The organism is Pontibacter ramchanderi, assembly GCF_002846395.1.
GTDB classification, from domain to species: domain Bacteria; phylum Bacteroidota; class Bacteroidia; order Cytophagales; family Hymenobacteraceae; genus Pontibacter; species Pontibacter ramchanderi.
The window spans coordinates 1,067,777-1,094,116 of the sequence record NZ_PJMU01000001.1; the positions used below are offsets into that span (position 1 = coordinate 1,067,777).

Here is a 26,340-nt window from a genome sequence, read left to right on the forward strand (position 1 = left end):
TTAGGCCAATATAAGAGAAAAGATTGATACAAAGGAGATTTGGTTAGGAAAACAAACCGGGCTATACCTCCTGAGCCTGCAGTTCGGCGCCCACTTTGTCGGGCATGGCCGGTTGGTCGAGCCGCTTGATGACGCGGGCCGGGTTGCCGACGGCCACGCAGTTGTCAGGTATGTCCTTCACAACAACAGAACCCGCACCGATACGCACGTTGTTGCCGACGCGCACCTCCCCGATGATGCACACATTGGCGCCCAGCTCCACGTTGTTGCCGATGATCGGGGAACCGGTGTAACTGCCATCTTCGCGGCGAATGTTGCCCAGGGTGGTCGAGTGCCTGAAAAAGCAGTTGTCGCCGATCACCGAGCAGCCATTTACGACCAGGGCCTGACCGTGGCCCAGGATGAAATTCTTGCCCACTTTGGTCCAGTGCGGCAGTTCGATGCCCATAAACCACTCTACCAGAATTTTATAGAACATCAGGTAGGGCAGCCAGATAATACGGAAAAAGGTGTTGATGGAAGCAGGACGGGCTATTCGGAACATCAGCATCACCAGGCGACCTTTCAGGTTTCCTTTGTTCGCCTTCCAATCCTGAAAAATGTAAGAGAGAAACATAGGCTTGTTTACATGTATGATTCCGCATACGCTGTGTTGTGGTCTGGCGTTGCAGGATTATCCATCAAGCTGCTTTTTAGTCCTCTTTCTGTTTTATAACCCCGTAAAGCACAGGGCTGAAGAAGCGCAGATTTTCAAGGATACAGGCCATGTTGTAAAACTTCTCCGGGTCTATCTCGGGCTCCTCGGCCATGGTGGCCAGCAGCACGTCCAGGGTATACGCAAACGTGGCGTCAAACTCTTCTTCTGTCATTATACACGCATTTAGATAAAAGCTATACCTGTAACAAACTTACAGGCAATTCATTTCAACTGGCGGTCCTTTTTAGCAAGGGACGGCGCATTTCCCAACAAGCGGCGCCTGGGGCCGTACCTTATGAAGGTAGTATTTCATTACTGTTAAAACAACTTATACCTATGACGATCAAACTGAAACCATTGAAAGACCAGGTAATTGTGATTACCGGGGCATCGAGCGGCATCGGGCTGGCAACGGCCTTTGCGGCCGCCGAAAAAGGCGCACGCCTGGTGCTGGCCGCACGCAACGAACAGGCATTGGAGGAAATAGCACAGGAAATTAACGAAAAAGGCGGGCAGGCCATTGCCGTGCGCGCTGATGTGGGACGGCAGCAGGATGTGCAGCGCATTGCCGATGCGGCTCTTTCCCATTTCGGGGGATTCGACACCTGGGTGAACGATGCCGGCGTATCGATTTACGGCCGCCTGCTGGAGGTGAGCGACGAAGACAACCGCCGCCTGTTCGACACCAACTTCTGGGGACTTGTCTACGGCTCGCAGATGGCAGCCATGCACCTGCGCAACCGCGGGGGCGCCATCATCAACATCGGCAGTGTGCTCTCCGACACCGCCATACCCATGCAGGGCATGTACAGCGCGACCAAACACGCTGTGAAAGGGTTCACGGACGCCCTGCGCATTGAGCTGGAAGAGGAAGGCGCGCCGGTGTCGGTTACCCTGATCAAACCAGCCGCGATCAACACCCCTTACCCTGACCATGCCAAAAACTACACCGACCGCAAACTGACGCTACCGCCACCGGTATACGAGCCGGAGGAAGTGGCCAATGCGATCCTGTATGCCGCCACCCACCAGAAGCGCGACATCATGGTAGGCGGAGGCGGCAAGCTCATGAGCCTGACAAACAAACTGGCCCCGGGCCTGATGGACCTCTCCAGCGAAAAACTGATGACCGACCAGCAGCTGCTCGACGAGCCGGCACAGCACCGCGAAGGCGCACTGCACCAGCCGGGTGAGGGCGGCCGCATACATGGCCGTATTAAAGACACCATGCCGACCAGCCTTTATACCCGTGCCGTGACCAACCCAATGGTGGCCGGTGCCGTGGTGGCGGCGGCTGGCGCGGCTGCCCTGGCTTTGATGGGCAAAAAGCGCGCGAACAAGAACGGCGGCAACTACCAGCAGCCTAACACCAGACCGGAGATGGTAGAAGTGGTCGAGATTGTAGAGGAAATTCACGTAACACCGCCCCCGCCGCAGCGACCAATCTAAACGTTTATTCCCAGGTGTTCCTGTAAAAGAGCACACTTGGATAAAACAACCCCAAAAACAGGTGCAGAAGCCAGAACTTTTGCACCTGTTTTTGTTTTATATATAACTGACCAAACGAGTGAATTTATTTATAATAAAAATAATTCAATTTTAAAAAATAACAAGGCTCCCAGTACCGTTGCCACCGCTACTCAACTTAAGCTCAAGAGTGTTGCTTTCGAGGCCATACAGAGAATTTTTCACTAACAGGTCATATCCTATACCTTATATTATAATTATAATTCGCAAATCACTATATCAAAAAACTACCAATTCACGTTGAATTATATAATGGATCAGACTGTTAGCAAGACGGTGGAGGACCAACCAGCCTGGCTGGTATTGCATTCAGGTATAGCGGAATAGCAAGCTGCTGTGCCTCGGGTATAGCCACCTATTTTGCCTTTATATTGGTGAATTTTATGAGCAGCTTAGATTATTATTTAATACCGCAATGTTCGAAACGCTTCTTTATACCTTTCTTTTGAGTATCTCCCCTTTCGGAGAAGCGCGGGCAGGCATACCTTACGCCATTTTAAACAATGTGCACTTTATACTGGCCTTCCTGGTCGGCACGGTGGGCAACACGCTGGTGTTCCCCCTTTTCATGTGGCTGATCGATACCTTCAGCCAGAAGTTCTGGCCATTTAAAATGTATAAGAGAGGAGTTTTATTCCTGTCGAAACGGGCCAAGAAACTGGCGGGCAAGGACCTGCAGAAGCACGGGTTTTGGGGGCTGATGGTGTTTGTGATGGTACCGCTTCCGGGCACGGGAGCCTACATGGGCACGATCGCGGCCAGCATCTTCAAGATTGAGCGCAAGCGGGCCTTCCTGGCCATCAGCATTGGCGTCCTGATCTCGTCGATCTTCATGGCCCTGGCCACGCACTTTGGTCACCTGGGCGTCACGCAGCTTTCTTCTAATTGATTTTGATGCCGCGTTAGCACGCGCAAGCCCTGTTTGCCAGGCCAAAGCGCCCGCGGCAAACAGGGCTTTTTGCTGGTACAGGCTTCGGCTCTGAGCAAAAGAATGCGTAATTTTGGCGCATGACGCTCAAACGATTCACGTCCTACTTTTTGCTTTCGCTGCTGTTGATTTTAAGTGTGGCCGGATGCAGTTTTATGCACCTCTCGCCCCAGTTCGGGGGCGAGGCCAAAGGCGAGCGGCTGAAGCTGATGCAGGCCTCCCCCAACTACCAAGACGGTATTTTCCAGAACCCGGTGCCCACCAACATGGACCTGGGCTTTGGCGGCATCGCCAAGATGATCAACTCGCGCCTCTTTGACAAAACAGAGAACCAAGCGCCCGACTGGGAGCTGCCCGTCCGGAAACTGGACCCGGCAACACTCATCGCGGCGCAGGATACGGCCACGGTCCTCACCTGGTTCGGTCACTCCACTTTTCTTATCGAGCTGGACGGCAAGCGCCTGCTCGTGGACCCCATGCTGGGCGAGCGGGCTTCCCCACTCAGTTTCCTGGGCCCGAAACGCTTTACCGACGAGCTTCCCATTACTGTAGAAAACCTACCCTTTATGGATGCGGTGCTCATCTCCCATGACCACTACGACCACCTCGACTATGGCTCCATCAAGCAACTGGCTGGCAAAACCGATCACTTTTACGTGGCCCTGGGCGTGGGTGCGCACTTGGAGCGCTGGGGTATACCTGCCGAAAAGATCACGGAGCTGGACTGGTGGGACGAGGCCGAGCTGGCCGGTATAAGATTCGTCGCAACGCCGGCCCGCCACTTTTCCGGACGCGGCATTTCTGACCGCATGAAAACCCTCTGGACCTCCTGGGTGATACAGGGGAAAAACGACAGGATCTTCTTCAGCGGCGACACAGGCTATTTCGACGGTTTTAAGGAGATCGGCGAGAAATACGGTCCATTTGATATTACACTGCTCGAGTGCGGGCAGTACAACGAGCTCTGGTCCAGCATCCACATGATGCCCGAGGAAACGGTACAGGCCCACCTCGACCTGAAAGGCAAACTGATGATGCCGATCCACTGGGGTGCCTTTGCCCTGGCCATGCACAGCTGGACCGACCCGATCGAGCGCGTTACGAAAAAAGCAAGGGAGCTGAATGTGCCCCTCACAACACCCCGCATCGGCGAGCCGATCGTGCTGAAACGGTCATACCCGAAGTCGCAGTGGTGGCGGTAGCGGCAGGTATAGCGCCCGATAGCAACACGGATGGCCGCGACACAGTAATGGTGTATAGGTATGATTTAAGGTAAGAATTCGTGAAGAACAACGAAGACACAGCACAGGCGGCAAAGCCCCGACGCCTGTTCGACTGCATAGACTGGCAACTGAAGCACTTCCCGCTGGACGACATGCTGGCCGCCAAAGAAGACGGTGCGTGGCAGAGGTATAGCACCCGCGATGTGCAGGACAAGGTGAACCGCATCAGCGCTGCCCTGCTCGGCCTGGGCATCAGCAAAGGCGACGGCACCGCCGAAGGACGCGACAAGATCGCCATCATCAGCCCCAACTGCCCCGAGTGGATGCTGGTGGACATGGCCATCCAGCAGATCGGCGCCATCTCGGTGCCCATCTACCCGACCATCAGCAACAGCGAACTGGAATTTGTGCTGCAGGATGCCGCCGTGAAGGTGGCCTTTGTGGGCAACGAGCCGCTCTACCGCAAAATACTGGGCATTCAGGACGCGCTCCCGGCCCTGGAGGCTGTCTATACCTTTAAGCAGGTCGAAGATGCCCCATACTGGAAAGAACTTTTAGCGGAACCTTCTCCCTATACCTTGCAACAAGTGCATGTGCTGCGCGATGCCGTGGACGAGCACGAACTGGCCACCATCCTCTATACCTCCGGCACCACCGGCACACCCAAAGGCGTGATGCTCTCGCACCACAACATCTTGAGCAACATGTTCGACAGCGCCCTGATCATACAGGAGATCGGTGTGTTCCGCAAAAAAGCAATCAGTTTTCTGCCCCTCAACCACGCTTTCGAGCGCATGGCCACTTATTGCTATTTCTACTGCGGGGTGTCGATCTACTATGCAGAGGGGATGGAGACCATTGCGGCCAACCTGCGTGAGGTGAAGCCCACCATGTTCACCACGGTGCCGCGCCTGCTCGAAAAGGTATACGAGGGCATTGTGGCCAAAGGCTCCGAGCTAACCGGCAACAAAAAGAGGCTCTTCTTCTGGGCCCTGGAGCTGGCCGAGCGCTTCGAGATAAACAAACCTATGCCATTGGCTTACCGCCTGCAGCTGGCCCTGGCCGACCGACTGGTGTTCAGCAAGTGGCGCGAGGCGCTGGGTGGCGAGGTGAAAGCCATCATTACGGGTGCGGCGGCCTGCCAGGTGCGCCTGCTCCGCATCTTCACCGCCGCCGGCATCGTGATCCAGGAGGGCTATGGCCTGACCGAGGCCTCGCCCATTATCAGCGGCAACCGCTACCCGGAGCATAACCGCATGTTCGGCACGGTGGGGCCGCTGCTCAAGAGCGTGGAGGTGAAGATCGCCGAGGACGGTGAGATCCTGTGCAAAGGCCCGAACGTGATGATGGGTTATTACCGCCGCCCGGACCTGACCGCGGAGGTGATCGATGCCGAAGGCTGGCTGCATACCGGCGACATCGGCACCATGGTGGACGACAAGTTCCTGAAGATAACGGACCGCAAAAAAGAACTCTTCAAAACCAGCGGCGGCAAGTACGTGGCCCCGCAGCCCATCGAAAACAAGATGGTGGAGAGCAGTTGGATCGAGCAGATCATGGTGGTGGGCGAAATGCAGAAGTTCGTGGGAGCGCTCATCGTACCGGCTTTCAACAAGCTGCGCGAGTGGTACGACCAGCAGGGCAAAACCTGGCCCGGTAACAAGGCCGTGCTCGAAGACCAGGAGGTATGGACCCTCATCAAACAGGCTGTGAACCAGTACAACCGGGAGTTCAACCCGGTGGAGCAGATCAAAAAATTCGCGCTTATACCTGGGGAGTGGTCCATCGAGAACGGTGAGCTCACGCCTACCCTCAAACTCAAGCGCCGCGTCATCCTCGAGCGGTATAAAGACCTGGTAAGCTCCCTTTACGTGTAGGGACCGCTATACCTGTAGAATAGGGAAACGATGGTTCCGGGGGCCGCAGACTGCCTGCTGCCGGAACCATCTGCTTTTTTCGAAAGTATGTATAGGTATGAATGACGCCGAAGAAACACTGGAAGGAGCCGACACCGTATTGCCAGCTCCCGAAACGCTTGTACCGACTACGCTGAACAAAGCCAACGTGCTGTTCATTGGCCCCGTGGAGAACGGTTACTTTAAGCCCGCACCCGACTTAAAGCACAGCCCGCCCCGCTGGGAGCCGGGCCTGTACAGCCTGGCTGCAGGCAAGTGGCCCTCACCCAATCTCACCGCCGACCTGCAGGACCTCACGCCCTACAACGGGCAGGCCATCCTGGTCATCGCCTCAGACTGGAACCAGGAGGTGATCAGCGAGGCGCGAATTTTTGGCGTGCTGGATAAGGTGGCCTGCGATGTGATCCAGAAGTTTGCCTACGAGCACATGCAGGACAAGGAGGAAGAAATAGCTTCCTACATCTCCGGCATCAGCAATTAAAAACGACTTCAGGGGTTGGCAGCCTACAGCACCAGCAAAGTGTTGGTGCCGCCGTACTCGTTGGGGGTTTCGCCGTCGGCGTCGGGGTCGTTGCGCCATTCGGTGCCGTTAACCAGGTACTTAAACTCGTGCTGGGTATGGCGCGGAAGATTCTGCACACACTCAAACACACCGTCCTTTCTCTTTTTCATCTGGATCGGCGTTTCCCAGTCGTTGTTGAGGCCGCGTATTTCCACCCGCTCTGCATCCGTCAGGCTCATCGTGAACTTTACCTTGCACTGGTCTTTCGTCTTTAAGTAGGTTTTCTGGATCATCCTTATCTGGTTAATATTATCTGCTCTCTATTGCTGCTGCATTGCGGCAGGATGTGGCGCGTCAGCGGTCCAAATGATGTGCTCACTCCCCTCTTCACAAGTACCCGATCCTTTGCCAAACCGCCAGCCGCACCAGCCCTAACATGTACTCCAATCAATCAAATTTGGTTAACCCTGCTTTTAACATGGTTTTTCCTACTCAATCGTTTTCCTAACGTTTAATAGAGTCTATACCTGACCATGGTGCATAGACTGTGGGCTGAGCACAAAGCGTATGCTTTTACCTGCTGGCGGCGGTTAAAACAGAATGGCCGGCGACCGGTCCGTTTAGGTATAGCCGGAGGTTGCGCTGGAAGCGGGTGTCGGGCATGACACGCCAAACCAGCAGCTTTTCTTATACCTTCCACCCTCCCGTTGCAGGCACCCTACAAAGCACGCTACTGTCTGCTTACTTCCCTGATGGCTAGAAATTTATCGCACGCTTGCACCCCCTCATCACCCGCCCAGCATCCTGGCGCCACCAACAATAAGCTGAGATAAAGTCTACACTTTTCGAATATTCTGTTTAATTTAAACAGCTCAAAACCTGTGGTTCATCCATAACAGCCTTTTAAACTAAACTTTACAAGCTTTTACCTCTGCCATTCTCTCATGGAAAACATCATCAGCTCGGTGAACGACATCGTCTGGAGCAACGCACTTATCGTCCTTTGCCTGGGGGCAGGTGTGTACTTCTCCTTCGCTACCAAATTTCTGCAGATACGCTATCTCCGCGAAATGCTGCGCCTCCTTTTTCAGGGAGAGTCCTCCCACAAAGGCATCAGTTCTTTCCAGGCTTTTACCGTGGCCATTGCCGGACGGGTGGGCACGGGTAACATTGCCGGTGTCGCGACGGCGATTGCCATGGGCGGACCGGGCGCTGTGTTCTGGATGTGGATGATCGCCTTCCTGGGCAGTTCGTCTGCCTTTATAGAGGCCACCCTGGGCCAGATCTACAAGCAGGTAAAAGACGGACAGTACCGGGGTGGCCCTGCTTACTACATCGAAAAAGGCCTTGGCGTAAAATGGTACGCGGTGGTGTTTGCGGTCGCCACCATCATCAGCATGGCCCTGTTCCTGCCGGGCGTACAGAGCAACAGCATTGCCTCGGGTATGAGCACGGCCTTTCAGATACCGATGGCCTATACGGGCGGTGCGGTTACGCTGCTGCTCGCCCTGATCATTATAGGTGGTGTGAAGCGCATCGGTAACGTGGCGCAGATCGTGGTGCCGTTTATGGCGGGTGCTTATATCCTGATGTCGGTGGTGATCATCCTGATGAATATTTCGGAGGTGCCGGCCATTTTCAACCTCATCTTCAGCTCTGCCTTTGACCTGGAGCCCGCTTTTGCCGGCGTGTTTGGTATGGCCATTGCCTGGGGCGTGAAGCGCGGCATCTACTCCAACGAAGCAGGCCAGGGCACGGCGCCGCATGCCGCCGCCGCTGCCGAAGTGAGCCACCCGGCCAAACAGGGACTGGTGCAGGCCTTCTCTGTTTACATCGACACGCTTTTCGTTTGCTCGGCCACGGCTTTCATGATCCTGTTTACGGGGCAATACAATGTAGTGAACCCGGAAGGCGGCTTCCTGGTGGAGAACCTGCCCGGTATACCTTACGGACCGGAGTATACGCAGCTCGCCGTGAATGAGCACTTCCCTACACTGGGCAGCGGTTTTATCGCCATTTCGCTGTTCTTCTTTGCCTTCACCACCATCATGGCTTACTACTACATCGCCGAAACCAACCTGAGCTACCTGAACACCAAAAACAGAAAGTGGATGCTGTGGGCGCTGCGAATCCTGATACTGGCTGCCACTTTCTATGGCTCCGTGAAGACGGCGGAATCGGCCTGGACGCTGGGCGACATCGGCGTGGGCCTGATGGCCTGGCTGAACGTGATCGCGATCTTCTTGCTCCGCAAACCTGCCTTACGTACCCTGCAGGATTACCTGGCTCAGCGCAAAGCCGGCCTCGACCCAACCTTCGACCCGGTGAAGCTCGGTATAAAGAACGCCGGCGACTGGAACAAAGCGATCGGTGTTGATCAAGAGGAAACCATGGATCAAAGAGAATTGAAAGCGGTTTAGCTTTGGAAATAAGAGTTATAAAACTGAAAGAGACGCTGCTAAGGCGTCTCTTTCAGTTTTTAATGGCAATACTATTTTGTGCAGACTATCCTACTCTGTTCGAAGTCCGCTAAATGGGCGCTTCAAAGCTTCTCCATTAGGTTTCTGCCAATGAAACTGTCCCCTTGAGGGGGCAGTCTCGCTTGCCTAAGAAACTTATTTTTTAAGATTTAGAATAATAGTGGGAACTATCCCCTTGAGGGGATTATAGGGGTGTCTTTCAAACCTATAAAGCCAGCACTGTTGCTCTCCGCAGAACTTAAAAATACTGCCTTTTGTATGGGTTACAGAACTTTGAATATGGCAAATAGCAGGTATGAAAAAGAACACCATTATACCTTACAAAGAGTATCTCAAAGCCAAAGCAAGAGAGCTGAGGAAAAACAGTACACTTGCTGAGATCCTTTTATGGCAGGAAATAAAGGAGCGAAAATTAATGGGTACCCAGTTTCACAGGCAAGTACCTATGCTAGATTATATTGTTGATTTCTATTGTCACGAGCTACAACTAGCAATCGAGATAGATGGAGACAGCCATGATTACAGTTTTGACTATGATACAAAGCGACAGTCGGAACTGGAACAGTATGGGGTAAGGTTCTTAAGATTCGATGATATTGAGATCAAGAAAAATATCCAAAATGTACTGCGAACATTAGAGCACTGGATTACTGAGAACAAGTGATATCGCCGGTGCACGATTACACCCCTATAGTCCCCTCAAGGGGACACTCTTTTCTTGCGGGTTCTAAGGCTATTCCAGGGAAACAACTTCTATTTTGATACTAAAAGTATCCAACTAATAAATAGTAATAACGGAACTGTCCCCTTGAGGGGACTACAGGGGTGTAGAGGCGGTGATGGAAAGCAACTAATCACCTATTTGCGATTTCCTCTCTAATGTAAACACCCCTCTGAGAGCTACGCTCGCTACCTTCGAACTCGCATGCTCAGTAATCCTCAAGGGGTGAATCCCGTTGAACGAAACAACCCTGTCTTTAATAGGACTACAAGGGTGTAATCGTGCACAAACTATATCTCCCAACAATCACAGAGCGGTCCGCTCCCACTCCACCTCCGGAAACACCACCTCCAGCTGCCGTTTGATCACGCGGTAATTCCCTTTCCAGAAACTGCCAAGATCCGATACCGCCGTGATCGGTTTCAACTCCGGGGTAAGCAGAGCCAGTTCCACGGTCATCTCGCCATCGTCTACTGTCGGGCTTTCCTCCCAGCTTAGCACGTCCTGCAGGCGTATCTCCAACCTCGGCTGTGCGCCATCGGGTTTATACTCCAGCTCTATAGTTGAACCATCCGGCAGCGCTAAAAAAGCAGGTGCCAACATATCCAGTCGTTCGCGCTGTGAATCATCCAGGTACTTCTTCTCCAGTATTGGCAAGAGTTCCAGTTCCATCAGCTCATCCGGGTGCTCGATGTCGAAGAGGTAGGGCTTCAGCCAATCCCAGTTGATCATGAGCAGGGTGCTGGTGCTTACGTCGGGCCAGAACTCGGAGGGGCGCCATTTGCGGAGGCTCATCACGCGGTTTTGCCATTGCGTGAGCTCGTGGTTGAAGTCCAGCAGGTGCTCGCCTTCTGCTTTGATGGCCTCGGAGATGGCCGGTACGCGGTGCTTCTCGTCGGGTGGTGGCAGCGGCTTGCTTTGCAGCACGATGCTGCCGATGCGGGTGTCCAGCGAGGCAGTGAGTTCGCCCTCGTTTACGTCCCAGTGGTATACCTCCTGCTGCTTCAACAGCGGAGCCAGGTCGCGTGGATTGAGCGGCGAGGCCAGGAAAATGCGGCCCGGGTTGTCGCCCGAACCGGCATGCATATGCGCCACGGACAGCCAGGGCTCGTGCGCCAAATCGTCGCGGTGACCGGCGGAGGCGTACTGTCCGCTGGCCAGCTGGAACTGCGCGTTGTTGCCGGGACGGGCGTAGGCGATGCGCTCCGGGTAGCAATGCGCCAGCAGCACACCAGTTTCATACTCGTCGAAGGTACCGTTTTCGGGCGCTACCTCAAACAGCTGGCGATACGAGCGGGCAATCTTCTCGATCTTGGCAAAACGCTTGCCCTGCCCCTGTTCGGCTCTATACCTGCGCAGGGCTTCCACTCTTAAGTTAATGTCGATGCCGGCGTTGCGGTCCAGCGGATCGCGCTCTTCCAGAATGGCAGCAATGTCACTGGCCAGGGCTACCTGGTCGGTTTCTTCGGCTTTGAGCAGCATGTGCGCGATACGCGGGTGACAAGGCAACGCGTGCATTTTCCTGCCATGCTCCGTAATGCGGCCGTTCTCCAGCGCCTGCAGCTGGTGCAGCATCTCGGTGGCGTATTGCAGGGCGGCACGTGGCGGCGGGTTGAGCCAGGTCAGGCTGCGGATGTCCATAATACCCCACTGCGCCATATCGAGCACCAGGTTGGCCAGGTCGGCTTCCATGATCTCGGGGGTGCGGTGCGGGGACATGCGCTCCTGCGTGGTTTTGCTCCACATACGGTAGGCCGTGCCGGGACCCAAACGACCGGCACGACCGGCACGCTGGTCGGCGGCGTCTTTGGAGATACGCGCTGTTTCGAGGCGCGACAAACCCGACTTCGGATCGAAGCGGGAGGTTTTGCCGAAGCCCGTATCCACCACCACCGAAATGCCTTCTATGGTTAAGCTGGTCTCGGCAATGCTAGTCGCCAGCACCACCTTGCGCCTGCCCTGGCGGTCGGGCATGATGGCGGCGTACTGCTTGCCGAAGGGCAGCATACCGAACAGCGGGTGTATCTGCACGCCGCGCAGCTGCTTGCGCAGGAGAATCTCTACTTTGCGTATGTCGTTTTCGCCGGGCAGAAACACGAGGATATCGCCTTCCTGCTCCTTGGCGGCCTGCTGCACCACTTTGGCAGTCATTTCGGGCAGCATGCGGTCGTCGGCGTCGCCGGTGTAAAAGGTCTCGATGGGGTATTGCCGCCCCATGCTCTGCGCCACCGGGGCCTTGAGCAGGCTTGTGAGCTGAGGCATGTCCAGGGTGGCCGACATCACCATGATGCGTAGGTCCGGGCGAAGCACTTGCTGCGCTTCCCGGCTCAGGGCCATGGCTACATCGGCATGGATGCTGCGCTCATGAAACTCGTCGAAGATCACGATGGCTATACCTGTCAGCGAGCGGTCGCTGTGGATCATGCGGGTGAGGATGCCTTCGGTCACGACTTCAATGCGGGTTTTGTCTGAAATGCGGTTCTCAAACCGGATACGGTAACCGACGGTCTGGCCTACCTCCTCGCCCAGCAGCTGCGCCAGGCGCTCGGCAATGGTTTTGGCCGCCAGGCGACGCGGCTCCAGCATGATGATCTTCTGATCTTTCAACCAGGGCTCGTCGAGTATCGCCAGCGGCAGCAAGGTGCTTTTACCTGCTCCCGGAGGGGCGTTTACGATCAGGGTATTCTGCGCCGAAAGGTGTTCTCTGACGGCAGGTATGATTTCCCGAACGGGGAGGTCTATGGAGAAGGGGTTGAAAGGCAATTTTTGTATTTTATAGTTGTACTTCAGACAGGTATACTTCGCTGCCAGCCAGCAAAGTTACACAAAGTTGGAGGGATATAAATCACTATTCAAAACGGTGTACGCATCCATAAAACGTAATTTGTCATAAACCCCGAAATCCGGCTTAGTGCATATACTAACCTAGCTTTTGGTTGTGCTTCCTGCCTGGAAATAATGATTCATCATTGAAATCTTTCCCTTAACATCAAACACTAATCAGTTCACCAGGTAATACCACTATTGATTCTACTTCTTCCGGATAATAGGTAAATTAGGTAAGGCAGTTTACATACTAATTTCAGAACAAAACCTTACAGCTATGAAAACTATACTGGTTATTACCTCCCTGGTTATCTTCTCGTTCATCATGTTTCTTTCACCGTTTTCGAAAGGGCGCCCTGATACAAAGCAGGCTAGCTTTGACACCATGCTGCAAGGAGATAAAGAACAGCTTAAACTGGGGGAGCACCTGGTCACGATTGCCGCCTGCCACGATTGTCATACGCCTAAAAAGATGACAGACAAAGGTATGGAAATGGACTTCTCAAAAGCTTTGTCCGGTCATCCGGCTACTTTGCCGCCTCCTGATATAAACCGCGAAGAGGTAGAAAAGAAAGGCCTGGTGGTAACACAGACGCTGACCGCCTGGGTGGGGCCCTGGGGAATTTCTTACGCTGCCAACTTAACTTCAGATGAGACCGGTATAGGTAACTGGACCGAAAAGCATTTTTTTACAGCTATCAGGCAGGGCAAGCACAAGGGACTGGAAACTTCGCGCATGCTGTTGCCACCAATGCCCTGGGACATGTACAAAAATATGACGGACGAGGAATTAAGGGCCGTTTTCGCCTACCTGAAATCTACAAAGCCAATTAAGAATGTGGTGCCAGCCCCTCAGCCTCCAGTAGCGGCTGCAGAAAGAAAGTAGCGTTCCTAAATTAACATCACACACCACAGTAATCCCTCTCCTACCAGAGTATTTTTTCAGGCATCAAGCACCACTGCAAACCTAGCGGCAGCAAGGGGCTTTTAGTTGCGCCGCCACTTGCCTACCCATAAACGTGTCTATCAGATATGCCTCGGCTCCTACTACTTATACTTACTGGCTGACGCACAACAAACTGCCTGCGCAGAAAGAAAGCAAGAAAGTGCTCAGTGTGCGAATAAGAAGGACCACACCTCCGTCACGGTTCAGGATTAAGCAACAATGGCATTACGGTCTCGCTTATCACGGTCGAAAACGGAGGCCATACCTGGCCAGGCAGCGCTCCCTTCAACATCGGCTACCCCCTGGGCAATACCAGCACCGACATCGATATAAATGAGGTTATGTGGCGCTTTTTCGACAAGAACCGGCAGCGATAAGGTATAGGCAGGTATAGCAGGTCAACTGCAAGAAGGCAGGTGCGTTGCTATACCTTGAAAACCAGAAGGGGCTACCGCCAGCAGGCAGCCCCTTCCCTAAAACACTTTTCCTTCACTTTACCGAAGCTATTTCCTGTTTGCCGTCAGGTCGAAGTGTATGTCCACCTCCGGCAGGATGTGGTGGTCGCCCAGCGCTGGATCAGTCGCGTAGGTCATGCCCCATTTGGTTCTGTCCAGCTTAAAGCTTGCCTCCAACTCCAGCTTGCTTCCCTGCAGGTTAATGTTGGCCGGAAACGCGATCGGGTGGGTCTGTCCGAGCATGGTAAAGTCGCCGGTCACGGTATAGTTGGCCCCCTCCGAGACCCTGGCAAGCGGCTGCACCTTCGTGATGCGGAAGGAGGCCGTCGGGTGCAGCGCCAGGTTGAAGAAGTCGGGGCTCTTGAGGTGATCGAGCAGCACGGGCTTCACCTCGTCAGGCAGGTCGAAGTTCGCTATCGTCGCTATTGGAACAGTGAAGGTGCCGGACGTTACCTGGCCATCCACCACCTGGATGTCCTGGCTTTGCACCCGGAAGGAGCCGTCGTGGTACAGCGCCGGGCTGTAGCCTTTCCATATTACTTTCGAGTTACTTTCTTCCAGGGCAAAGGTGCTTTTGCTCAGCTCCTCGTCTTCGCAGCTGGTCAGGGAAAGGGCACTAAAAAGAACACACGCAGCTAACATTACTTTTTTCATGGTTTTATTTTGTTTGAGGTTTGAAATGATTTGGTTTTAATGATTGGGAATAGGCGATGATGCGGGTTTTTGGTTTTGCCACCTTTCACCTTTTGGGAATCGGTTTTGGGAAACTGTCCCCTTGAGGGGACCATAGGGGTGTAAGGCTACGGAGCAGGAGTCGGCAAATGACGGTGAAACAGCAGGTGTAAACACCCCTATAATCCCCTCAAGGGGATAGTTTTGTTAAATGCCGGTTGGGGAAATCCTCACAGATGTAAAACACCCCTCTTGACCTGCGGTCGCAAGTTTCGACTCTCGTCTCACTTGTCCTCAAGGGGATAGTCCTCTTCTTGAGTCTGCAGGCTCGCCAGCTATTCCTTGCTGACGGCCCACCTCTACACCGCCCTATTGCCAGGTATAGCTTTTCTGTTCACCAGCGCCAGGCCCAAAGCAAGCACAAAAAACACTGACTCTATCAGCAGCCACTGGTTTCCGAAATCGCCCAGGGCGCCTTCCGCGAAAATGGTGATGGTGCGCGACAAGGCGTAGAAGCCCCAGAGCAGGCACAGAAACAGCAGGCCGCTTTGGGTGTCGCGCCACATCAGGTAGATCAGGCTCAGGAAGAGCGTCATGCCAACGCCACCATACACCCCACGAATGGAGCTGAAGGCATCGGTATTGTTGAGCTGCACCTGTACCAGGTCCATCACGGCCTGCGGGTTGGCAAAGGCCATCAGGCTAACAGACAGGAGGCTGAGCGCCGAGAGGAGAATGAAGCCTTTGGAGGCTAGGGTTACGGTTCTTTGCGTCTTCATAACATGCTTTTGTTTAAGTTGATGTTACAAAGGTGGCGTGCCCCGGAAAGACTATTCTTGGTAAATACCAAGATTTCAGATGCGCACTTTGTTGAGCAGTTTGCTGAAGTTGGTCGGGTCGATGCCCAGGTAATTAGCCAGGTACTTATGCGGCACCAATTGCAGGATGTGGGGACTGCGCTGCAGCAGTTTCCGGAAGCGCTCCTCAGAGGTATAACACTGCAGCTCAACAAGCCGCGCCAGCAAACCCGACAGGCTGTGGCTCAACCCTTCCCGGATCATGGATTCGATGGCCGGCCTGGTCTGCATGAGCCGTTGCAGCTCCGGGTATGGCGCTCTCAGGAAAACGGAGGGCGTCAGGGTTTCATAATAGTAACGGGAAGGCTGCTGCAGCATAAAGGAGTCGAGCACGCCGCCAAAGGACGGGGAATAGGTGAACACCAGCGTCGCTTCCCGGTCCTGGTCGTCGAAGTAATACACGCGCTGCACCCCATCGGCCACAAAGTACAGGTAATGCTCCACCTCGCCTACCATGGTCAGGGGTTCCTTCCGTTTGGCCACATGGCGGCTCCAGACAGCCGCAAACGCCTCCCAGTCCTCCTCTGGCAAAGGGCGGATGCCGGTCACGAGTTGCTGTAGCTGCTGCAGTTCTTGGTCCATACCTGTGGATGTTGGGCTTGCTTATACCTGCAATTTAGTTTGAATTGCGAGCTCTGCAAATGCTATTTTGAGCACCATGGCCAGCAACCCTGGCGCAGGTATGCGATCCGGTCTTTTGCTTACCTATGTCGCTATACCTGAACGAGCCGCTATACCTGATTTATCGCTATCTTGGCAGGAAATCACACATGCTATACCTGAGCGGCAACTTGCGTTACTTCTTTCATATCGGCTACGACGGCACCCGTTTCCATGGCTGGCAACGACACCCCTACGGCATCGGCGTGCAGCAGGTGCTGGAAACGGCTTTGCAGAAGATTCTGAAACAGCCCGTCGCGATCGTGGGTTGCGGCCGGACAGATGCCGGGGTGCATGCGAGCCAGTTCTTCTTTCACCTGGATGTGGCCCGGCCATGGGAATTCGACATGCTGTTCCGGCTGAACAAAGTGTTGCCGCCCGATATTGCCGTGTTCGATATCCTGCCGATGGAGGGCCTTCCCCATGCCCGTTTCGACGCCAGCCAGAGGAGCTACGACTATCTGCTCCATACCTACAAAGATCCGTTTCTGCATGGGGCAAGCGCCTTGTACCTGCTACCGGTCCTGAACCTGGATGCCATGCAGGCGGCCGCAGCCCTGCTCCCGCTTTACCAGGATTACCGGAACCTTTGCCTCACCCCGGCCGAGCACGACAGCACCCTTTGCCATATTACAGCGGCCGGTTGGTCCGTAAACCCGCAGGGCGACAGGCTGCGTTTTCATATCTCGGCCAACAGGTTCCTGAGCCGCATGATCCGCATTCTGGTAGGCCAGCTGCTGCAGGTGGGAACCGGCGCGCTCAGCCTGCCTGAGTTCGAAAGTTACCTGGCGCTGGAGCGAGCCCCCAAGCACCTGAGCCCGGCCTACCCGCAGGGGCTATACCTGTCCAAGGTAAGCTACCCTTTCCTCAACCTGCCGCCCCGCCCTGCTTTCCTTCCCATCGGCCATCCGGAAAAAGCGGTTGGCTGGCAGAGTTTCTGACCCTACTCCACTACCCGCAATACATCCGCCAGCACATCGTTTTCGCCCACAGTGCGTTCTTCGGTCGGACTGTCGAACACCACCAGCATCTGTTTATCGTCGAGCAGGGTGAGCCCTTCGGCTTTGTCTTTGCCGGAATTTTCGCCAGAGCCGTGCGGCACTTCGTTTAGTCGCTCCAGTTCGTTGTTGTGCACTACCTGCTCGTTGTCTCCGTTCACGGCGTTGCGCCAGCGGTAAATGGCAATCACGCCGTCCAGGTCCATGGTGGGGCCGGCCAGCAGGTACATGTCCTTGCCAGAAATGCGCAGCTCCCGAATGCCTTTGCCCCGAAGGTTCAGAAAGTGCTTCCGGTAAGGTTTCTTTTTGGAGAGCTGTTTCAGGCGCAGGATGCCCGCCTCGTCTTCCTCCGGCTCTACTTCCAGCACCATGGCCCAGCCGCGCAGCACCGGACCGCGCAGCCCAATGAAGATGCGGCTGCCGTGTACGGCCAGTCCTTCAATGTCGAAGCCGTTGTCTTTGCCGGGGATGTTCATGAAGGGCGCGATGTGCTCGTCCTGCTCCATCAGCTCGGTTAACAGATTGCTGGATTTGTCGCCCCGCAACTGCCCCGCCCGCAGCATGTTGCCGGGCTTGTCCGGATCTTCCACTTCTTTGTGCAAGGTATATGCCCCTGTTTTCGGGTCCTGCAGCATAGGGATGCGGGCCAGGATGTAGCGGTTCGGGTCGCTCTTGATCTTCGACAGGCGCTTGATCTGTTCCGGAATGGAATCGTGCCGCTTCGGTTTCTTCCGCTTCAGGCTGTGGGAACCCACCAGCCAGAGGTAATGATCGGCCATGCCCATGCCTTCAATGTCGATCTCGCTCCTGTCCTGCGCCGGCAGGTCCAGGTAGTCGTAGATGTCAAAGGACCGGTGCTCGCCGAAAGTGCCGTCAGACAGGCGGGTGAGGCGCTCGATGGTGGTCCGTTCATCGCAGCTCAGCCACAGGTTATCGCCTAGCAGCAGGGCCGTCGAAAGTCCGTCACGCACATGCTTTCCTTCAGTATTCAGGCTCAGGTCGGGTGAAAAGCTCAGTTTGATTTGTTCAGTCATGCGGTAAGTTTAAGTTCAGGTTCTACCTGTACTGGTTAACATACGCATGGCGGCAGTCAGCGGCACAAGGAAATGCGAAGTACCTGCCGGAAACTATAAAAGCGGGGCTTCAGGTCCATGACCAGCCCCGCTTTTGCAGCATATTATTCACAATGATCGTCTTTAGCTCATTAACTTTAGGCTTCCTGTTTCTGGGCAGCCAGTAAGGCATCCAGTCCCTCCATAGCCGCTGTCAGGCCTTCTTTGAAGCCCATTTGGATGGTGGTTTCGAGCTGAGCCAGGTCATCGAACGTGATCAGGTTTTCAACCAGCGTTACCTCGTCCTGGGGCGTAAAGTTTACCTCCCACTTCGACTGCGGCATTGCGGGGTCTATCACTCCCGCTGCATCGGCAAAGCCATCCATGGCCGTAAAGCGTTTTTTCGGTTCGATGGTCTTGTAATTGGCCAGTGCCCAATGCTCTTCGCCTTCCGGACCAACCATGGCGTAGTGCCAGTGGCCGCCTTCTCTGAAGTCCATTGTTTTGGTGCGGGCTTTCCAGGGTTTGGGCGCCCACCACTGGTCCAGTAGCTCGCTTTTGGTGTAAGCATCCCACACCAGCGGGAGTTCTGCGGCAAACTCTCTTTTAACGGTGATTGTTTTGTTTTCCTTGTTCACGGAAAACTCGAATTCCAGTTGTTTTTTCATGGCTTATTTGTTTTTAGGTTTGATAATACATGGTCGAGTTCGCTGAAACGGTCTTCCCAGATCTTCCTGAACTGTTCCAGCCACTTGTCTATTTCCTTCATCTTCGAAACTTCCAGCTGATAGTAAATCTCACGCCCCTGCTGCTCCTGTTTCACCAGCTGGCACTCTGTCAGGATCTGCAGGTGCTTGGAGACAGCCTGCCTGCTGGTGTCAAAATGTTCGGCAATAGCATTTGGCGTCATGGCCTGCAGGGCAATCAACCCAATAATGGCTCTTCGGGTAGGGTCTGCTATCGCCTGGAAAACGTCTCTTCTCATTTCTTAATTCTCAATATGCAACCGTTTGATTGCTAATATACGCGCAACTATTCGGTTGCACAAATTATTTTTAAATTATTTTTTATAATATCCTGAAAAAGTTACTGTTGTGTGGCACATTATGCCCGTAGAGCTATACCTGCAGCAAGCACCGCAGTAGAAAAAACAAGGCTATACAAGCGCTCTTCAGCCCATGATACTCACGGCGCCTGAAGGTCAAAGGAAACGATACATTGCGTATATTTAGCGTACATACACCTTTGACTCACCTTAAAACCAAAACCATGCAACCACTCCTCTCCTTTCGCCAGCTTTCTCCTCTCCAAAATGCCGGCAGCGCTGCCCCTTCCGTGGCCGACTACCACAACTACACCGGCACAGAAAACGAGCTGAGCGGCGGTGCCCGTCGCATCACGATCAACACCCCAAAAGGCGATTTTTTTGTCTGGACGAAGCGGGTAGGCAATAACCCCACCATCAAGCTGCTGTTGCTGCATGGCGGACCGGGCGGTACGCACGAGGCTTTTGAGTGCTTCCAAAGTTACCTGCCCAGGGCAGGCATCGAGTTTTACTTCTACGACCAGCTGGGCTCCCACTACAGCGACAAGCCCGACGACACCAGCCTCTGGGAAATAGACCGCTTTGTGGAAGAGGTGGAACAGGTGCGCCAGGCCTTACAACTAGACAAGAGCAACTTTTACCTGCTGGGGCATTCCTGGGGTGGCATCTTAGCCATGGAATACGCACTCAAGTACCAGCAACACCTCAAAGGCCTGATCATCTCGAACATGATGTCGAGTGTGCTGGCCTATAACCGCTATGCCGACGAGGTACTGGGTCCGCAGATGCCGGCCGAGGTACTCGCTGAGATAAAGCAGATTGAAGCTGAGAACGACTTTGAGAACCCGCGCTACATGGAACTGCTGCTGCCGCATTTTTATACCCAGCACGCCCTGCGCATACCGCTGGAGCAGTGGCCGGACCCGGCACTGCGCATGCTCGACCACATGAACCAGCAGGTATACGTGCAGATGCAGGGGCCAAGTGAGTTCGGCATCAGAGGCAACGCTTCGCTGCTTAACTGGGACCGCTCTCAGGATCTGGCAGGTATAAGCGTACCTACCCTCACCATCGGCGGTCAGCACGACACCATGGACCCCAAGCATATGGAGTGGATGGCCAAACAGTTCCCGGATGGCCGCTACCTGCACTGCCCCGAAGGCAGCCACATGGCCTTTTATGATGACCAGAAAACTTACTTTGAGGGGTTGGTGAATTTTATGAAGGACGTGGATCGGTAGCCTTGCCATAACCTGTGCTATAGGAAAAGAGTAAATAGCTTAGAACTTTCGCTTTTTACTTATGAATCCACTGCATGATCCGGAAAGGATCAACTCCTATTTTATCCAGCAGATAAAAGACTATGCCATTTTCGCGATGGACACCGGGGGTATTATTGCTACCTGGAACCAGGGCGTAGAGCAACTGAAGGGGTATAAGGAAGAAGAATTTGTTGGCGAGTTTTATGGCATGCTCTTCCCGGAGGAGTACCAGCAGGCGGGCAAACCTGAGTTAGAAATGAAATCTGCCCTGGAAAATGGCGTATACGAAGCGAAAGACTGGCGCAGGCGAAAAGACGGTTCTTTGTTCTGGGCCACCGTTAAACTAACCCCTATTTTTGCCGATGGCAAACACATTGGATTCACGAAGATAACCGGCGACCTAACCGAGCAGAAAGCGCTGCAGGATAAACTCGCCGAACGCCAGCAAAGCGCCCTCGAGCACAAGAATACCGAGCTGCAGCGCATCAATCTCGACCTGGACACCTTCGTGTACACGGCCTCCCATGACCTGCGGTCTCCGATCATGAATATTGAGGGACTGATGGAGATACTGAAAAAGGAACTGGTAGCGGTTAACGCGCTGAACAACGAGATTGAGGAGATCGTGCAGCATGTGGTGGATTCCGTTAATCGGTTTAAACGAACGATTGCCGACCTGACCGAGATCAGCAGGATGCAGAAAGGGTTCAGCGAAAGTGCTTCGGAAGAAGTGATCAACATCAAGGAAGTGTACGACGAGATCATGGCGGACCTGAATAGACCCCCCAAGCTGAAAGACTGCTTTATCCATACCGACCTGCAGGTATACCAGCTGAAGTTTTCGCGCAAGAACTTCAGGAGCATCTTATACAACCTGATCAGCAATGCCATCAAGTTTCAGTCGCCGGACCGTGACTGCCTCATCACCTTAAGCACTCGCCTGGAGGGTTCGTCTGTGCTGGTGAGCATCAAAGACAATGGCCTGGGTGTCAACAGTCGTCAGCAACAGCAGCTGTTCACCATGTTCAAGCGGTTTCACGACCACGTGGAAGGCACCGGCATCGGGCTCTACATGGTCAAGCGCATTGTGGAGAATGCCGGCGGCAAAATAGAAGTGGAAAGCGAAGAGGATATCGGCACTGAGTTCAGGCTCTATTTTCCGGCAGCGGTATAAGGCTCTGGGTATAAGCTAATAAGCCAGCAAGCGTCCGCAGGCAATTACCAGCACCCACACCACAATGGAGCAAAGCGCCACCGCTTTCGCAGCCCGGGGCGTGTTGCCTTGTTGCCATTCCGGCGCTGCAGCAAAGATGTACCGGTGAAATACCCCAGCATTTATTCCGCCCACTACCAGCCCGATGATCTTGATATGAAAAAAGGAATCAGCAGACAGGGCCACCGCATTAGTACTGAACAGCAGTATACCGGAAGGTATGATCAGGTATAGCCCTCTTCTGGACCAGGGCAGTAAATGACGGGCCAGCTCTGGCACAGACAGGTTTTTGGAGAAGCCCAGCAGGCGCAGATCGAACAGGAGAGCGCCGCCAACCAGCAACACAATCCCCAGGATGTGCACGATCTCCAGGGCCGGGTATAGCCAGGTGGATTGCCGGATAGCGCTGGCCAGCGCGGATTCTTCCAGTCCCCGTAGCATTCCCGCCAAGGTATAGGACGCCGCTAGCGAAGTTCGATCTTCTTATCTCCTACATAAATCCGCTCAGCCCGCATTTCATCCTTCACCTCTTTATGCGGATAGCCCACCACCCGCACCGAGTCGCCGGCCTGCAGCATGCCCTTGCTCAGGCCACGGGAGTTCATTCGGCTAGGCGGTGCCAGCACCACCGTCCAGATCTTGTCCTCGTGCTGTAGCTTTAACATCCCATGCGGGTTTTCATACGTGATTTCCTCCACCAGGCCGGTATAGTCCAGCGTTTTGGTCTGGTCGTAGTTTGCCCAGCCATGGTGCAGCGTGGAGAGCGCCACAGAGAAGGGCAGTAATAGAATCAGAAGTAGTTTGGCAGGCAGCATCATAGGTATAAATTTAATAGTGATACCTAGTTAAAAACGGAGAAAACCGGAAAAGGTGCAGGTATGGGCTGGGGCTTATAACACCTCTGATCTTACCCTGTGGCACCTTCTGTAAAATACATCGGATTAACACAGTGATAATGGATTAAACTGCGTACCTTAGGATATGTTAGAAAACACATTCCCCATCGGATCTGAAGTGTTCGCAAAAGTGAATCCGGATCTAAAGTTAACGATCAGACAATACCTGAAGCGCATTTACTACTGCACCGTCAATGGTAATCCTTCGCAGCGGGACCTGGTATACTTCGAGCGTGAGCTGATGCCCATACCGGTAAAATAAAAATAAAGCCCCTGCTTTCGGCAGGGGCTTTTTAATTTACTGGCTTTATGGATGCTGCTGTTACTTGATGCTGTAAGTCATAAGTGGAATGTTTCCAAACTCACCGATGTCTGTCAGAATCAGCCCCACGCCTTTGGCCCAGAAGTAGTTCGTCTCGATGCCCGAATCTATTTCCATCCCCATGAAGGTAATAGAAGTCTTGGCCTGCACATGGATCACATTTTTATAAGTCTTCCCTTCCACCGTTTTGGTCATGCCTTTGGCAATGATGGTAAACGTCATCTTGGTATCGATGCCATTCATCACATTGGTCTGGTACCAGGGCTTGCCTTCGGGCGTCTCTTCTTTCAGGAACATTAAGGCTATGTTCCCGATAGTCGGGTCCATTCCAACGCCGGTATACACACCTTTCTCTTTCAACAGGTAAGACTTCCTGAGTTCATTTCCGTCCTTTGTTTCAAACTCTGAATAGGTTTTTCCGTCGATGACCTTGGTATTGCCCGTGGCGGTCAGGGTGTAAGGATTAGTGCCTCCATAACTCCAGGTAGAGCCCTTTGTGCTAGGAAAATAATCAAGCTCGGCTTCTGTTGCAGGTGAAGCATCATCGTCTTTATTGCCGCACGAAACCAGGATACCCAACAGCAGGCACCACATCATCACAAATCTAAGTTTGTTCATAGGTATATAGTTATTTTACTATGCAAGATAGGGAAATAAAATTGCTGTGGAAATGGAATGTTATTTAGTTTCTGTTCCCACAACAGGCAAACACTCTCCCACAATCGCCACCAAAAAAAGGTCCGGACTTTACAGCCCGGACCTTTTCAATTCACATCATTTTATACCTGCTATTTGCTCTGCTTCTGCCCCGGCTTATACCTTGCCTTGGCTCGCTTCTCCACATCTTCGCGGTAGTAGGCCACATCCTTAAACTTAACATCAGCGTAGCGCTGGGCCTGGTCGTTGAAATGCGGTGACTTGGGATCGCCGCTTTGTCCGCCGGCCAGGATGGTCTTGGCTTTCAATTTGTCGCCGAACTCCACCACGGCCACAAAGCTGTTGCCGGAAGTACCGTACAGGCGCTTGGTGTCGTAACGGTTAGCGCCGTAAGAGGCCAGTGCGCCCCAGTTGCCCGACGCCATACCCACAGGTATACTCGGTGCCGCATCATTGAACGGCTGCTTGATGTCGCCGGTCAGACGCTGGAAGCGGTTGATCTCCCCCCAGGGCGTATTCCACTTGCCGAAGTCCTGCTCCAGTTCAGCGATGGTCTTGCTGAAAATCTCCAGTCGCTCGGCTGCAGGGGCTGTGTTGGCGTAATAGTCGAAGCGCTCCATGATATGACCTTTCGGTGCAGAGCCATCGCGCAGCAAGTTGGTGGCATAGAAGTGTGCCAGCGACATCGCTACTGATTCCTTCGACACGGCATAATCCCAATTGCGCATCACCTCTATGGCTGCTTTCAGTTTCGGGTCGATTGGCTTTTGCGCATCATAGGCTTTCACGAGTCCCGGGATCAATACCTCGAAGCCGGGCAGGTAAGGGTCATAGGCCAGTTCAATCAGTTTGTCGAGCGTCAGGTTCTCAGCTTTCTCCAGCAGGCGAATGGCATGTACGCCCCGGAAGTTTTCTGGTGAGGGGGCCATGTACACGGGGTAGTCTTCTTTTTTGGGACTGTATTCGGCGGCAGCCGTAAAGGGCGTGGAGTTGCAGTTCTGGATCCAGCCGTTTGGAGGGTTCACAAGGCGGATGGTCTCGTCTAAGGTATGCAGGCCGTTCCAGTCGGTTTTGGGGTTACTGCCGTCCACGGGCTTGGAGTAGTCGAACGAGGTATCGCGCTTCGGGAAAAAATTACCATGGTAGTAGGCGATGTTACCGTTGGCGTCGGCGTACACAGTGGCGTTGGAGGAGTTGGTGCGCATCTCCATCATCTCGTTGAACTCTTTCAGGTTGCTTTTCTTGGTGCGGGTATAGGACTGGATCAGCGCTTCCACCGGCTTCCACATCAGGGCCGTGGCCACCCATTTGTCGCCGTTTTGGTGCGTGATCGGTCCGTGGTGGGTACGGTAGGTCGTAAAGGTCTTCTTTTTCAGCGCATCGCCGTCTTTGTAAGCCAGGGTCACTTCCTGCGTTTCCACAGGCCGCAGCTCTTCGCCATACCGGTAAAACAGCTTGCCATCCTCCTTCACAATGGTTTCCTCAAACTCATCGATCACGTCGGCATAGGCGGAGGTGTGCATCCAGCCGGTCTTTTCGTTGAAACCCTGGTAAATGAAGAACTGCCCCCAGGTCACGGCGCCGTAGGCGTTCAGTCCCTCTTCGCTTACGGCATGCACCTCGCCCCTGAAAAAGAACGAGGTATGCGGATTGATCAGCAGCATGGCATTGCCGGAGGCTGTGCGCTTGCCCGAAATGGCAAAGCCGTTAGAGCCCTTTGGTTCCTCAAGCAGGCCAGGTTGCTGCATGCCGTGTCCTTGCTTATGGAAGCCCATCGACCGGTCTTGCTCATAAAATGCCTTGATGCCTTTGGTGGAAACGCTTTCGATGTCGCCCCCAATCGAGCCCTCGCTGAAGTACATCGGCATCCAGGGCTCGAAGCGGGTGAGTAGCTTCGGCTTTACCTCCGGGTGGGTATGCAGGTAATAGTTGATGCCATCGGCAAAGGCCTGGCACAGCTGCTTCAGCCACGCCGGACTACGCTCATACTCCGCCTTGGCTTCCGCCTCGGTCATGTACAGTCTGGCCCGCAGGTCGCTGTAGAGTTGCTCCTCCCCTTCCACCTCGGCCAGGCGACCTGTAGCCCACAGGTAGTTGCGCTCCACGCGGTTGAAATCGTCTTCGCACTGGGCGTAGAGCAAGCCAAAAACTGCGTCAGCATCTGTTTTGCCGTAGATGTGCGGTACGCCAAAATCATCGCGCAGGAGGGTGACACGCGCTGCCTGCTCTTTCCAGCGAGCCACTTCACTGGCAGAATCCGTTTTGCTGTTACCAGCGCAGGAGGATAAGTAGATGAACAAAAACAGCAGGAGCAACTGCGGCCTGAAAAAGTATTTCATGGTTTTAAGGTAGAAAAGCTGAAAATCGATCTTCCAATTTAAGCATTATTCTGAAAACCGCAGGATATTAACCCTACCTGGCCTTTCGAAGCAGTTGGCAGGCTACTGTTGGCGTTTGGCAAGCTTATACCCGGGTATGGTTGCAA

27 protein-coding genes are annotated in these 26,340 nt (G+C 53.9%); 13 read left to right on the forward strand and 14 right to left on the reverse strand.

All coding sequences use genetic code 11. The features are described 5' to 3' along the window. Positions 1-61: 61 nt before the first annotated feature. Positions 62-616, reverse strand: a complete 555-nt coding sequence (locus tag BD749_RS04540; RefSeq protein ID WP_101443166.1) for a serine acetyltransferase — start codon at positions 614-616, stop codon at positions 62-64. Between the two features lie 76 nt (positions 617-692). After that, complete coding sequence (locus tag BD749_RS19325) at positions 693-869, reverse strand: hypothetical protein (protein ID WP_180336310.1); 177 nt, start codon at positions 867-869, stop codon at positions 693-695. A 164-nt stretch (positions 870-1,033) separates the two neighbouring features. On the opposite strand from BD749_RS19325, the gene BD749_RS04545 reads away from it, so the two are divergent. The 6 genes from BD749_RS04545 to BD749_RS04565 all read left to right on the forward strand — a co-directional run bounded on the left by BD749_RS04545 (position 1,034) and on the right by BD749_RS04565 (position 6,772). Next, positions 1,034-2,146, forward strand: a complete 1,113-nt coding sequence (locus tag BD749_RS04545; RefSeq protein WP_101443167.1) for an SDR family oxidoreductase — start codon at positions 1,034-1,036, stop codon at positions 2,144-2,146. 36 nt (positions 2,147-2,182) lie between these two features. Then, positions 2,183-2,392 carry a hypothetical protein gene (locus tag BD749_RS19220; RefSeq protein WP_143741229.1) on the forward strand — a complete coding sequence of 70 codons (210 nt, stop codon included), beginning with the start codon at positions 2,183-2,185 and terminating at the stop codon, positions 2,390-2,392. Positions 2,393-2,639: 247 nt separating this feature from the next. Continuing rightward, a complete protein-coding gene (locus tag BD749_RS04550) occupies positions 2,640-3,113 on the forward strand; it encodes a COG2426 family protein (RefSeq protein WP_101443168.1) in 474 nt (157 codons plus the stop codon). Between the two features lie 119 nt (positions 3,114-3,232). Beyond that, on the forward strand, positions 3,233-4,354 hold the full coding sequence (locus tag BD749_RS04555) for an MBL fold metallo-hydrolase (RefSeq protein WP_101443169.1): 1,122 nt from the start codon (positions 3,233-3,235) through the stop codon (positions 4,352-4,354). A gap of 80 nt (positions 4,355-4,434) precedes the next feature. Continuing rightward, positions 4,435-6,252, forward strand: coding sequence for an AMP-dependent synthetase/ligase (locus tag BD749_RS04560; RefSeq protein ID WP_245868717.1), 1,818 nt, complete (start codon positions 4,435-4,437; stop codon positions 6,250-6,252). A 97-nt stretch (positions 6,253-6,349) separates the two neighbouring features. Then, positions 6,350-6,772 carry a hypothetical protein gene (locus tag BD749_RS04565; protein WP_101443170.1) on the forward strand — a complete coding sequence of 141 codons (423 nt, stop codon included), beginning with the start codon at positions 6,350-6,352 and terminating at the stop codon, positions 6,770-6,772. Positions 6,773-6,795: 23 nt separating this feature from the next. On the opposite strand, the gene BD749_RS04570 is transcribed toward BD749_RS04565, so the two are convergent. Beyond that, the gene (locus BD749_RS04570) at positions 6,796-7,086 is read right to left on the reverse strand and encodes an isoamylase early set domain-containing protein (RefSeq protein ID WP_101443171.1); all 291 of its coding nucleotides are present in this window, start codon (positions 7,084-7,086) and stop codon (positions 6,796-6,798) included. Positions 7,087-7,737: 651 nt separating this feature from the next. On the opposite strand from BD749_RS04570, the gene BD749_RS04575 reads away from it, so the two are divergent. Together BD749_RS04575 and BD749_RS04580 are read left to right on the forward strand one after the other, a co-directional pair. Beyond that, entirely contained in the window at positions 7,738-9,213 is a 1,476-nt protein-coding gene (locus BD749_RS04575; protein WP_101443172.1) for an alanine/glycine:cation symporter family protein, read from the forward strand. Positions 9,214-9,568: 355 nt separating this feature from the next. Continuing rightward, positions 9,569-9,937 carry an endonuclease domain-containing protein gene (locus BD749_RS04580; protein ID WP_101443173.1) on the forward strand — a complete coding sequence of 123 codons (369 nt, stop codon included), beginning with the start codon at positions 9,569-9,571 and terminating at the stop codon, positions 9,935-9,937. A 363-nt stretch (positions 9,938-10,300) separates the two neighbouring features. On the opposite strand, the gene hrpB is transcribed toward BD749_RS04580, so the two are convergent. Further along, the gene (gene hrpB / locus BD749_RS04585) at positions 10,301-12,757 is read right to left on the reverse strand and encodes an ATP-dependent helicase HrpB (protein WP_101443174.1); all 2,457 of its coding nucleotides are present in this window, start codon (positions 12,755-12,757) and stop codon (positions 10,301-10,303) included. Between the two features lie 340 nt (positions 12,758-13,097). Here hrpB and BD749_RS04590 point away from each other — a divergent pair, with 340 nt between their 5' ends. After that, positions 13,098-13,706, forward strand: coding sequence for a c-type cytochrome (locus BD749_RS04590; RefSeq protein WP_101443175.1), 609 nt, complete (start codon positions 13,098-13,100; stop codon positions 13,704-13,706). A gap of 563 nt (positions 13,707-14,269) precedes the next feature. Here the strand turns inward: BD749_RS04590 and BD749_RS04595 are convergent. From BD749_RS04595 to BD749_RS04605, 3 genes are all read right to left on the reverse strand, one after another. Beyond that, positions 14,270-14,875 (reverse strand): YceI family protein, encoded by a 606-nt coding sequence (locus tag BD749_RS04595; protein ID WP_101443176.1) that lies wholly within the window; start codon positions 14,873-14,875, stop codon positions 14,270-14,272. Between the two features lie 377 nt (positions 14,876-15,252). After that, complete coding sequence (locus tag BD749_RS04600) at positions 15,253-15,672, reverse strand: DUF4345 domain-containing protein (protein ID WP_101443177.1); 420 nt, start codon at positions 15,670-15,672, stop codon at positions 15,253-15,255. A gap of 75 nt (positions 15,673-15,747) precedes the next feature. Beyond that, a complete protein-coding gene (locus BD749_RS04605; protein WP_101443178.1) occupies positions 15,748-16,332 on the reverse strand; it encodes a Crp/Fnr family transcriptional regulator in 585 nt (194 codons plus the stop codon). Positions 16,333-16,457: 125 nt separating this feature from the next. Between BD749_RS04605 and BD749_RS04610 the strand changes: the two genes are divergently transcribed. Then, positions 16,458-17,351 carry a tRNA pseudouridine synthase A gene (locus BD749_RS04610; protein WP_245868719.1) on the forward strand — a complete coding sequence of 298 codons (894 nt, stop codon included), beginning with the start codon at positions 16,458-16,460 and terminating at the stop codon, positions 17,349-17,351. Between the two features lie 2 nt (positions 17,352-17,353). On the opposite strand, the gene BD749_RS04615 is transcribed toward BD749_RS04610, so the two are convergent. From BD749_RS04615 to BD749_RS04625, 3 genes are all read right to left on the reverse strand, one after another. Then, positions 17,354-18,442, reverse strand: coding sequence for a DUF3616 domain-containing protein (locus tag BD749_RS04615; protein ID WP_101443179.1), 1,089 nt, complete (start codon positions 18,440-18,442; stop codon positions 17,354-17,356). Positions 18,443-18,618: 176 nt separating this feature from the next. Then, a complete protein-coding gene (locus BD749_RS04620) occupies positions 18,619-19,128 on the reverse strand; it encodes an SRPBCC family protein (protein WP_101443180.1) in 510 nt (169 codons plus the stop codon). After that, entirely contained in the window at positions 19,125-19,445 is a 321-nt protein-coding gene (locus tag BD749_RS04625) for an ArsR/SmtB family transcription factor (RefSeq protein ID WP_101443181.1), read from the reverse strand. Before BD749_RS04625 ends, BD749_RS04620 begins: the two co-directional genes overlap by 4 nt. A gap of 284 nt (positions 19,446-19,729) precedes the next feature. Here BD749_RS04625 and BD749_RS04630 point away from each other — a divergent pair, with 284 nt between their 5' ends. Both BD749_RS04630 and BD749_RS04635 read left to right on the forward strand, forming a co-directional pair. Beyond that, positions 19,730-20,746, forward strand: coding sequence for a proline iminopeptidase-family hydrolase (locus tag BD749_RS04630; RefSeq protein WP_245868722.1), 1,017 nt, complete (start codon positions 19,730-19,732; stop codon positions 20,744-20,746). A 61-nt stretch (positions 20,747-20,807) separates the two neighbouring features. Continuing rightward, a complete protein-coding gene (locus BD749_RS04635) occupies positions 20,808-21,941 on the forward strand; it encodes a sensor histidine kinase (protein WP_101443182.1) in 1,134 nt (377 codons plus the stop codon). 15 nt (positions 21,942-21,956) lie between these two features. Here BD749_RS04635 and BD749_RS04640 read toward each other — a convergent pair whose 3' ends face one another. Together BD749_RS04640 and BD749_RS04645 are read right to left on the reverse strand one after the other, a co-directional pair. Continuing rightward, the gene (locus BD749_RS04640; RefSeq protein ID WP_101443183.1) at positions 21,957-22,421 is read right to left on the reverse strand and encodes a DUF6644 family protein; all 465 of its coding nucleotides are present in this window, start codon (positions 22,419-22,421) and stop codon (positions 21,957-21,959) included. A gap of 23 nt (positions 22,422-22,444) precedes the next feature. Further along, positions 22,445-22,798: a DUF6152 family protein gene (locus tag BD749_RS04645; RefSeq protein WP_101443184.1), complete on the reverse strand. Its 354-nt coding sequence runs from the start codon at positions 22,796-22,798 to the stop codon at positions 22,445-22,447. Between the two features lie 163 nt (positions 22,799-22,961). Here BD749_RS04645 and BD749_RS19330 point away from each other — a divergent pair, with 163 nt between their 5' ends. Then, on the forward strand, positions 22,962-23,138 hold the full coding sequence (locus BD749_RS19330; protein ID WP_180336311.1) for a hypothetical protein: 177 nt from the start codon (positions 22,962-22,964) through the stop codon (positions 23,136-23,138). 60 nt (positions 23,139-23,198) lie between these two features. Here the strand turns inward: BD749_RS19330 and BD749_RS04650 are convergent, their stop codons facing one another. Beyond that, positions 23,199-23,816 (reverse strand): hypothetical protein, encoded by a 618-nt coding sequence (locus tag BD749_RS04650; RefSeq protein WP_101443185.1) that lies wholly within the window; start codon positions 23,814-23,816, stop codon positions 23,199-23,201. Between the two features lie 170 nt (positions 23,817-23,986). Beyond that, positions 23,987-26,194 carry an acylase gene (locus BD749_RS04655; protein ID WP_101443186.1) on the reverse strand — a complete coding sequence of 736 codons (2,208 nt, stop codon included), beginning with the start codon at positions 26,192-26,194 and terminating at the stop codon, positions 23,987-23,989. Positions 26,195-26,340 lie beyond the last annotated feature (146 nt).

Coding starts and splice junctions, on each gene's coding strand:
- BD749_RS04635 (WP_101443182.1), top strand. CDS start 20,808: ATGAATCCACTGCATGATCCGGAAAGGATCAACTCCTATTTTATCCAG.
- BD749_RS04620 (WP_101443180.1), bottom strand. CDS start 19,128: ATGAAAAAACAACTGGAATTCGAGTTTTCCGTGAACAAGGAAAACAAA.
- BD749_RS04565 (WP_101443170.1), top strand. CDS start 6,350: ATGAATGACGCCGAAGAAACACTGGAAGGAGCCGACACCGTATTGCCA.
- BD749_RS04630 (WP_245868722.1), top strand. CDS start 19,730: ATGCAACCACTCCTCTCCTTTCGCCAGCTTTCTCCTCTCCAAAATGCC.
- BD749_RS04555 (WP_101443169.1), top strand. CDS start 3,233: ATGACGCTCAAACGATTCACGTCCTACTTTTTGCTTTCGCTGCTGTTG.
- BD749_RS04550 (WP_101443168.1), top strand. CDS start 2,640: ATGTTCGAAACGCTTCTTTATACCTTTCTTTTGAGTATCTCCCCTTTC.
- BD749_RS19325 (WP_180336310.1), bottom strand. CDS start 869: ATGACAGAAGAAGAGTTTGACGCCACGTTTGCGTATACCCTGGACGTG.
- BD749_RS04570 (WP_101443171.1), bottom strand. CDS start 7,086: ATGATCCAGAAAACCTACTTAAAGACGAAAGACCAGTGCAAGGTAAAG.
- BD749_RS04605 (WP_101443178.1), bottom strand. CDS start 16,332: ATGGACCAAGAACTGCAGCAGCTACAGCAACTCGTGACCGGCATCCGC.
- BD749_RS04600 (WP_101443177.1), bottom strand. CDS start 15,672: ATGAAGACGCAAAGAACCGTAACCCTAGCCTCCAAAGGCTTCATTCTC.
- BD749_RS04640 (WP_101443183.1), bottom strand. CDS start 22,421: ATGCTACGGGGACTGGAAGAATCCGCGCTGGCCAGCGCTATCCGGCAA.
- BD749_RS04580 (WP_101443173.1), top strand. CDS start 9,569: ATGAAAAAGAACACCATTATACCTTACAAAGAGTATCTCAAAGCCAAA.
- BD749_RS04590 (WP_101443175.1), top strand. CDS start 13,098: ATGAAAACTATACTGGTTATTACCTCCCTGGTTATCTTCTCGTTCATC.
- BD749_RS04540 (WP_101443166.1), bottom strand. CDS start 616: ATGTTTCTCTCTTACATTTTTCAGGATTGGAAGGCGAACAAAGGAAAC.
- BD749_RS04655 (WP_101443186.1), bottom strand. CDS start 26,194: ATGAAATACTTTTTCAGGCCGCAGTTGCTCCTGCTGTTTTTGTTCATC.
- BD749_RS19330 (WP_180336311.1), top strand. CDS start 22,962: ATGTTAGAAAACACATTCCCCATCGGATCTGAAGTGTTCGCAAAAGTG.
- BD749_RS04595 (WP_101443176.1), bottom strand. CDS start 14,875: ATGAAAAAAGTAATGTTAGCTGCGTGTGTTCTTTTTAGTGCCCTTTCC.
- BD749_RS04650 (WP_101443185.1), bottom strand. CDS start 23,816: ATGAACAAACTTAGATTTGTGATGATGTGGTGCCTGCTGTTGGGTATC.
- BD749_RS04610 (WP_245868719.1), top strand. CDS start 16,458: ATGTCGCTATACCTGAACGAGCCGCTATACCTGATTTATCGCTATCTT.
- BD749_RS04615 (WP_101443179.1), bottom strand. CDS start 18,442: ATGACTGAACAAATCAAACTGAGCTTTTCACCCGACCTGAGCCTGAAT.
- BD749_RS04575 (WP_101443172.1), top strand. CDS start 7,738: ATGGAAAACATCATCAGCTCGGTGAACGACATCGTCTGGAGCAACGCA.
- BD749_RS04645 (WP_101443184.1), bottom strand. CDS start 22,798: ATGATGCTGCCTGCCAAACTACTTCTGATTCTATTACTGCCCTTCTCT.
- BD749_RS04625 (WP_101443181.1), bottom strand. CDS start 19,445: ATGAGAAGAGACGTTTTCCAGGCGATAGCAGACCCTACCCGAAGAGCC.
- BD749_RS04545 (WP_101443167.1), top strand. CDS start 1,034: ATGACGATCAAACTGAAACCATTGAAAGACCAGGTAATTGTGATTACC.